The following is a 4,706-nucleotide window of genomic DNA, read 5'->3' as shown; positions in this document are numbered from 1 at the left end:
GGCCAGCGCCGCGCCGCCCACCCCCACCACGACGACCGCCCGGGGCCGCCCGTCAGCGGCAAGGCGAGCGACCCCGGCCTCCTGGGCGAGGGTGGCACCGCGACGGACCTGGCGGGCGGCGGAGGCGATGTGCGGCAGGAGACCGCCGGCGTGACCGGCGTCAATGCGGGCGGTGTCGTCGAGGATCGCCTCGTCGAGGTACACGTCGAGGCCGCGGCGTCAGTTCGACGCCGGCGCGCCGGAGAACGGGACCGCCTCGTCGAGCAGCATCACCGGGATGTCGTCGCGCACCGGGAACGCCAGGCCGCAGGCGAGGCACACCAGCACGGGGGCACCGCCCAGCTCGTCGGGCCGCAGCTCACCGTGCTTGCTGCACGGGCAGACGAGGATCTCCAACAGCAGCGGGTCGAGACTCATCAGGCTTCCCTTCCGCTCCGGATGCGAGCGAAGATCTCGTCGCGCAGCCGATGCATCGTGGCGTCGTCGGGCCCCTCCACGTTGAGCCGCAACAGCGGCTCGGTGTTGGACGGGCGGAGGTTAAACCAGGATCCGTCCGAGAAGGAGATCGTCAACCCGTCCAGGTAGTCCACGTCGGCGGCGTCCGGCGCGTACGCCTTCTCGATCACGTTCATCGCCGCCGCGGCGTCCGCGATCTCGGAATTGATCTCACCGGACGCGCTGTAACGGGCGTACCCCCCGAGCAGCCCGGACAGCGGCCGGTCCTGGCCGCCCAACGCGGCGAGCACATGAAGCGCGGCGAGCATGCCGGAGTCCGCCCGCCAGAAGTCGCGGAAGTAGAAGTGACCGGAATGCTCGCCACCGAAGACCGCGCCGGTACGGGCCATCTCGGCCTTGATGAACGAGTGGCCCACGCGGGTGCGGACCGGGACGCCCCCGCGCTCGGTGACCAACTCGGGGACCGCCCGGCTGACGATGACGTTGTGGATGACCGTGCCCCCCGGCTCCCGGGCCAGCTCGCGATCGGCCACCAGGGCGGTGATGGTCGACGGAGAGACGATCTCCCCCCGCTCGTCGACGACGAAGCAGCGGTCGGCGTCGCCGTCGAAGGCCAAGCCGATGTCGGCTCCGGAGCTGCGGACGGCGGCCTGCAGGTCCCGCAGGTTCGCCGGCTCGATCGGGTTCGCCTCGTGGTTCGGGAAGGAGCCGTCCAGCTCGAAGTAGAGCGGGATCACTGTCAGCGGCAGCCCGGTGAAGGTGGCCGGGACGGTCAGCCCGCCCATGCCGTTACCCGCGTCCACGGCGACCGTCAGCGGCCGGATCCCCGCCAGGTCGACCAGGGTGCGCAGATGACGCACGTAGGAGTCCAGCAGGTCCCGCCGGGTCACGGTGCCGCGACGACCGGGACCGGCAGGAATGCCCGCCTCGATCATCGCGCGGATGTCGGCGAGCCCGGTCGCCTGGCCGATGGGTGCCGCGCCGGCCCGGCAGAGCTTCATGCCGTTGTACTTCGCCGGGTTGTGCGACGCGGTGAACATCGCACCCGGAATGTTCAGCGAACCGGCGGCGAAGTAGAGCAGATCGGTGGATCCCAGCCCGGCGGCGATCACGTCCGCGCCCTGGCTGACCGCCCCCTCGGCGAAGGCCTCGGCGAGCGGGACCGACGACTCCCGCATGTCGTGCGCGGTCACGATCCGCGGGGCGCCGAGCAGCCGCACGAAGGCGGCTCCGGTGGCTCGGGCGACGTCGGCATCGAACTCCGCCGGCACCACGCCACGCACGTCGTACGCCTTGAAGATCCGCGAGAGGTCACGCATCCCTTCCAACCCCTTCTCCCTGGTGTCCCCCGGCACCGGGTGAATGGTGCCCCCCGGCCGCGCGGCCACTGCTGCGACCGGCTCGGTTGACCTTATCCGCCGGGTCCGGCACCGCCAGGACCGCGTCCGGGCGAAGTCGCGCCGAACCACTCACCGGACCACCGGTACTAGGACAAACGGAAGATCGGGACGACCACATGACCGGGACGGCCGAGAGGTGGGATCGCTCCGGATCAGGACGGACTGGGAACGGCCCGCAGGTGACCCCGCCGGCCACCCGGGGGTGGGGCCTGCGGACCCTGCGGGGGCTCCGACCCTCCCCGCCGGGACGCCTCACGCACGGCGTCCGCAAGGGCTTCCAGGTCGTCCCCGGCCACCTCACGACCCCCCTCACGGGGCGCCTCGGCCTCGAGCCGGACCACAGCCCAGCCAAGCGGCACGGTGAGCCGATCCGCGTGGGTGCCGCACAGATCGTAGGAGTGTGGTTCGACGTACGGGGAGAGCGGGCCCAACACCGCCGTGGACTCCGCGTAGGCGTACGTGAGCGTGGCGACCGCGGCTGCGGAACAGGCCGAGCGGGAGCAGCGCCGAGGCTTCACGTTCCGGACGGTAGCCCCCGGAACGGACGACGGCCACCACCTCGGGTCGTGTCGCGTGGCGCGACGACTAATCGTCACGCGGCGTCGACCATGCCATCGCGGCCCGCATACAATATCCCTCTTTCAGCACGTATCCAGAGCGATTTTGAGATCATGGACCGTCCTCGAGCTGGTAGCGATAGGGGATGAAACGCAGGGATGTGACCGGAAACCGTCGTTACCGCGCCCACGGATCGGCGCACCACTCCGAGCGATGCCGGAAGCGGCGCGGAGTTCACCGCGATCGACGGACGACCGTCCATCCTTGAACGCTACGCTGACAGGGTGAGCGAGCCCGAGCGGTTCCCGGCAGTCGCCCGGCCGATCCCGCCACGGCGGCGGCGCGACCGGCGCGGCCGTGGAATCCGGGGCACTCTTCTTCCGCCGGACGTGCCCGCCTACGCCACCCGCGGCGACCGCTTCGACGATCTCGTCCTGGACGCCGTCGAGCATCTCGACCACCGGTGGTCCACCGAACTCGCGGACGTCGAGTTCGCCGTCGAGGACGTACCGCCGGTGGCGGTGACCGATGACGAGATCCCGCTCGCTCGTTACCAGCCGGCCAGCGGCAGGGGTCGGTCGGGCACCCCGCGGCGCATCGTCGTCTACCGCCGCCCGATCGAGGCGCGGGCCGTCGACAGCGAGGACCTGGCCGAGCTCGTCCTCGATGCGATCATCCACGAGATGGCTGAGATGATGGGGGTCGACCCCGCCGTGATCGACCCGGAGGGCCACGGCTGGGGCGACGAGTAACAGCGAGGAACAGCCGAGCCGCGGTGGCTGGCCGGCCGCAGGACACCCACCACGCGAGGGAGACCGTGACCACCAGGAACACCGTGACCACCAGGAACGAGGCCGCTCGGGCGACGGCCTCCGGCGCCCGGATCCTGCCACTGCACGGTCAGGCGCAGTCGTACGCCTGGGGGTCCCCGACCGCGATTCCGAACCTGCTCGGGGCGGTCGCGACCGGCGAGCCGGTCGCGGAGCTGTGGCTCGGCACCCATCCGGTGGCGACGGCCCTCGCCGAGGACGACGGCATCCGCCGTCCGGCCACCAACCTCGTCGGTCAGCTGCCGTTCCTGCTCAAGGTACTGGCCGCCGAGAAGGCGCTGTCGCTGCAGGTGCACCCGGACCTAGCGCAGGCCCGGGCCGGCTTCGACGCGGACGACGCGGCCGGTCTCGGCCTGGGCGATCCGCGTCGGCGTTACCGTGACCGGAATCACAAGCCCGAACTAATCGTCGCACTGTCCCCGTTTCGGGCTCTCGCCGGCGTACGTGATCCCGGCCGGACCCTCGCCATCGTCGCCCGGCTGGGCTCACCGGCCCTCACCGCCGCCTTCCGACCACTGGCCGACGATCCCTCGGGCGGCGCCGCGCAGGTGCTCCGCTCCCTGCTGACCATGCCGCGCGAACCCGCCCGTGACCTCGTCCGCGACCTCGTGGCGACGGCCCGCCGGCTCGCCGCCGGCCCGCACGACGCGGCAGCGCCGGGGACGCCCAGCGCCGAAACGGACGACACGGCGACGGACAGGGCCGCGGCGGACGGCGTCGCGGCGGACGGCGTCGAAGCCGATGACGTCGCGCGGGCGGCCGACCTGATCGGTCTGCTCGCGGCCGCGCACCCGGGCGACGTCGGGATCGCGGCCGCCCTGTTGCTGAACGACGTCACCCTGCGCCCCGGGGAGGGGCTCTTCCAGCCCGCGCGGCTGCTCCACGCCTACGTCTCCGGCCTGGGTATCGAGATCATGGCGACCTCGGACAACGTGCTGCGCGGCGGGCTCACCCCCAAGCACATCGATGTCGACGAGCTCCTGCGCATCCTTGATCCCACTCCGAGCGCGGCGCCGATCCTCATGCCCTGTACTCTCGCGGTCTCCCCCGGTGGTCTGCTCCGCGGCTGGGACGTCCCCGTCGGGGACTTCGCCCTCACCGAGGCGATCTGCACCGGCGGCGCCCTGAACGTGGGACGGCCCGTGGTGCTGCTGGCCATCGAGGGTGCGGTCCGGGTGACCGGCACCGCCGACAACGGGACGATCGTCGCCCCGGTGGAGTTGCGCGGGGGCCGGTCCGCCCTGCTGGCCGGATCCGCCGCGTTGACCCTCACCGGCACCGGTCGGGTCTTTCTCGCCGCTCCCGGCCGCTGACGGGCGATGCCACCGACAGGGCGGGGTGCTGACGGCCCGGAAGACCGGAAGCGTCACGAACCTCCCGCACGTCCTGGGAGGACGCCGACCGGTGCCCGGCCCGCCACGAGGCGAAGATCGAAGGTCGGCGGACTCGGCACTAGGGCCTG

The 4,706-nt window shown here is 72.0% G+C and carries 5 protein-coding genes and 1 pseudogene; 2 read left to right on the top strand and 4 right to left on the bottom strand.

Going from position 1 to position 4,706, the window contains the following annotated elements:
• The 4 genes and pseudogenes from ACY5KJ_RS17745 to ACY5KJ_RS17730 all read right to left on the bottom strand — a co-directional run.
• Positions 1-204: pseudogene (locus tag ACY5KJ_RS17745) on the bottom strand (mannose-6-phosphate isomerase); the annotation flags it as partial.
• 15 nt (positions 205-219) lie between these two features.
• Positions 220-417: a Trm112 family protein gene (locus ACY5KJ_RS17740; protein WP_462188239.1), complete on the bottom strand. Its 198-nt coding sequence runs from the start codon at positions 415-417 to the stop codon at positions 220-222.
• On the bottom strand, positions 417-1,775 hold the full coding sequence (locus ACY5KJ_RS17735; protein WP_462188246.1) for a phosphomannomutase/phosphoglucomutase: 1,359 nt from the start codon (positions 1,773-1,775) through the stop codon (positions 417-419). Before ACY5KJ_RS17735 ends, ACY5KJ_RS17740 begins: the two co-directional genes overlap by 1 nt.
• 233 nt (positions 1,776-2,008) lie before the next feature.
• Positions 2,009-2,374, bottom strand: a complete 366-nt coding sequence (locus tag ACY5KJ_RS17730) for a DUF3499 domain-containing protein (protein WP_462188238.1) — start codon at positions 2,372-2,374, stop codon at positions 2,009-2,011.
• A gap of 402 nt (positions 2,375-2,776) precedes the next feature.
• Between ACY5KJ_RS17730 and ACY5KJ_RS17725 the strand changes: the two genes are divergently transcribed.
• Positions 2,777-3,166: a metallopeptidase family protein gene (locus ACY5KJ_RS17725; RefSeq protein ID WP_462188245.1), complete on the top strand. Its 390-nt coding sequence runs from the start codon at positions 2,777-2,779 to the stop codon at positions 3,164-3,166.
• A gap of 83 nt (positions 3,167-3,249) precedes the next feature.
• Positions 3,250-4,557 (top strand): mannose-6-phosphate isomerase, class I, encoded by a 1,308-nt coding sequence (manA, locus tag ACY5KJ_RS17720; protein ID WP_462203890.1) that lies wholly within the window; start codon positions 3,250-3,252, stop codon positions 4,555-4,557.
• Positions 4,558-4,706 lie beyond the last annotated feature (149 nt).

Source organism: Frankia sp. CcWB3, from assembly GCF_977927595.1.
This window is presented reverse-complemented; position numbering and strand designations above follow the sequence as displayed.

Excerpts from the sequence above, each read along its gene's own strand:
- ACY5KJ_RS17735 (WP_462188246.1), bottom strand. The coding sequence starts at position 1,775 with ATGCGTGACCTCTCGCGGATCTTCAAGGCGTACGACGTGCGTGGCGTG.
- ACY5KJ_RS17740 (WP_462188239.1), bottom strand. The coding sequence starts at position 417 with ATGAGTCTCGACCCGCTGCTGTTGGAGATCCTCGTCTGCCCGTGCAGC.